Raw genomic sequence first — 2,474 nt, 5'->3', positions numbered from 1 at the left:
GGTGTTGCCAACACCTGGGGCTACGGCGCGATGACGAACAGCTACAATGACATCCACAATTCGCGCGCGATCTTCATTATCGGCGGTAACCCCGCGGAGGCGCACCCTGTTTCGCTCCTGCATGTCCTGAAGGCCAAGGAGCAGAACAACGCGCCGCTGATCGTCTGCGATCCGCGCTTCACGCGCACGGCCGCGCATGCCGACGAGTATGTGCGCTTCCGCCCGGGCTCGGACGTTGCCTTCGTGTGGGGCATCCTCTGGCACATCTTCGAGAACGGGTGGGAGGACAAGGAGTTCATCCGCACCCGCGTCTGGGGCATGGACCAGATCAAGGCTGAGGTCGCGAAGTGGACGCCCGAGGAGGTCGAGCGCGTGACCGGCACGCCGGGCAGCCAGCTCGAGCGCGTGGCCCGCATGATGGCCAACAACCGGCCGGGCACCGTGATCTGGTGCATGGGCGGCACGCAGCATACCAACGGCAACAACAACACCCGGGCCTACTGCATCCTTCAGCTCGCGCTAGGGAACATGGGCGTCTCGGGCGGCGGCACGAACATCTTCCGCGGCCATGACAACGTGCAGGGTGCGACCGATCTCGGCGTCCTTTCGCACACGCTGCCGGGCTATTACGGCCTCAAGACCGGCTCCTGGCAGCACTGGGCCCGCATCTGGGCCGGGGAGAAGACCGCGTCGGACAAGGCGAAGGACGAGTACGAGTTCATCCTCAGCAAGTTCGGCTCGAAGGAGCTGATGGAGTCGAAGGGCATCCCCGTCAGCCGCTGGATCGACGGCGTGCTGGAGGACAAGGAGAACATCGACCAGCCGGACAACGTCCGCTCGATGGTGCTCTGGGGCCATGCGCCGAACTCGCAGACCCGCATGGTCGAGATGTCGAAGGCGATGGACAAGCTCGACCAGCTTGTCGTCGTCGACCCTTATCCGACGGTCACGGCGATCCTGCACAACCGCCAGGACGGGGTGTACCTGCTGCCCGCCTGCACGCAGTTCGAGACCTACGGCTCGGTCACCGCGTCGAACCGCTCGATCCAGTGGCGCGAAAAGGTGGTGGAGCCGCTCTACGAGAGCCTTCCCGACCACACGATCATCGCGAAGTTCGCCAAGAAGTTCGGCTTTGCCGATCGCTTCTTCCGCAACATCGAGCTCAAGGGCGACGAGCCGGTGATCGAGGACGTGACCCGCGAGTTCAACGCGGGCATGTGGACCGTCGGCTATACCGGCCAGTCGCCGGAGCGGCTGAAGCTGCACATGGCCAACCAGCACACCTTCGACCGCACGACGCTTCAGGCGATCGGCGGGCCGGCGGATGGCGACTACTACGGCATGCCGTGGCCCTGCTGGGGCACTGCCGAGATGAAGCATCCGGGCACGCCCAACCTCTACGACATGTCGAAGCCCGTCTCGAAGGGCGGTCTCACCTTCCGCGCCCGCTTCGGCGTGGAGCGAGACGGGGACAACCTGCTGGCCGAGGGCGTCTACTCCGAGGGCTCGGAGATCCAGGACGGCTACCCCGAGTTCACCATGCAGATGCTGATGGATCTCGGCTGGGACAGCGAGCTGACGGACGAGGAGCGGGCGGCCATCGACGGCGTGGCCGGGCCGAAGACGAACTGGAAGACCGACCTTTCGGGCGGCATCCAGCGCGTCGCGATCAAGCATGAGTGCGCGCCCTTCGGCAATGCCAAGGCGCGGGCCGTGGTCTGGACCTTCCCGGATCCGATCCCGCTCCACCGCGAGCCGCTCTACACCAATCGGCGCGATCTGGTGGCGGACTACCCGACCTATGACGACCGCCAGGCCTATCGTCTGCCGACGCTCTACGCGTCGATCCAGAAGAACGACTACTCCAAGGACTACCCGATCATCCTGACCTCGGGCCGGCTCGTGGAGTACGAAGGCGGCGGCGACGAGACCCGCTCCAACCCGTGGCTCGCCGAGCTGCAGCAGGAGATGTTCGTCGAGGTGAACCCGCGCGATGCCAACAATCTCGGCGTCCGCGACGGGGAGCAGGTCTGGGTCGAAGGGCCCGAGGGCGGCAAGGTGAAGGTGGCGGCGATGGTCACCGAGCGTGTCGGCCAGGGCGTCGCCTTCATGCCGTTCCACTTCGGCGGCTTCTTCCAGGGCGAGGACCGGCGGTCCCACTACCCGGACGGTGCCGATCCGTATGTGCTCGGCGAGAGCACCAACACCGCGCAGACCTATGGCTACGACTCCGTCACGCAGATGCAGGAGACGAAAGCCACGCTCTGCAAGATCATGAAGGCCTGAGGGAGGAATACACCTAATGGCACGCGTAACTTTCCTCTGCGACGCCGAGCGCTGCATCGAATGCAACGCCTGCGTCACGGCCTGTAAGAACGAGCACGAGGTGCCCTGGGGCATCAACCGGCGCCGCGTCGTCACGATCAGTGACGGCGTGCCGGGCGAGCGCTCGATCTCGGTGGCCTGCATGCACT

At 65.4% G+C, this 2,474-nt stretch carries 2 protein-coding genes; both read left to right on the top strand.

All coding sequences use genetic code 11. From position 1 onward, the window contains the following. The coding region (locus AAF184_25685; protein MEO0425747.1) for a formate dehydrogenase subunit alpha at positions 1-2,286 on the top strand (2,286 nt) is incomplete at its 5' end. A gap of 16 nt (positions 2,287-2,302) precedes the next feature. Continuing rightward, on the top strand, positions 2,303-2,474 hold a 172-nt coding region (locus AAF184_25680), incomplete at its 3' end, for a formate dehydrogenase (GenBank protein ID MEO0425746.1).

The sequence above is a fragment of the Pseudomonadota bacterium genome, from assembly GCA_039815145.1.
Lineage (GTDB): Bacteria > Pseudomonadota > Gammaproteobacteria > Steroidobacterales > JBCBZW01 > JBCBZW01.
This window is presented reverse-complemented; position numbering and strand designations above follow the sequence as displayed.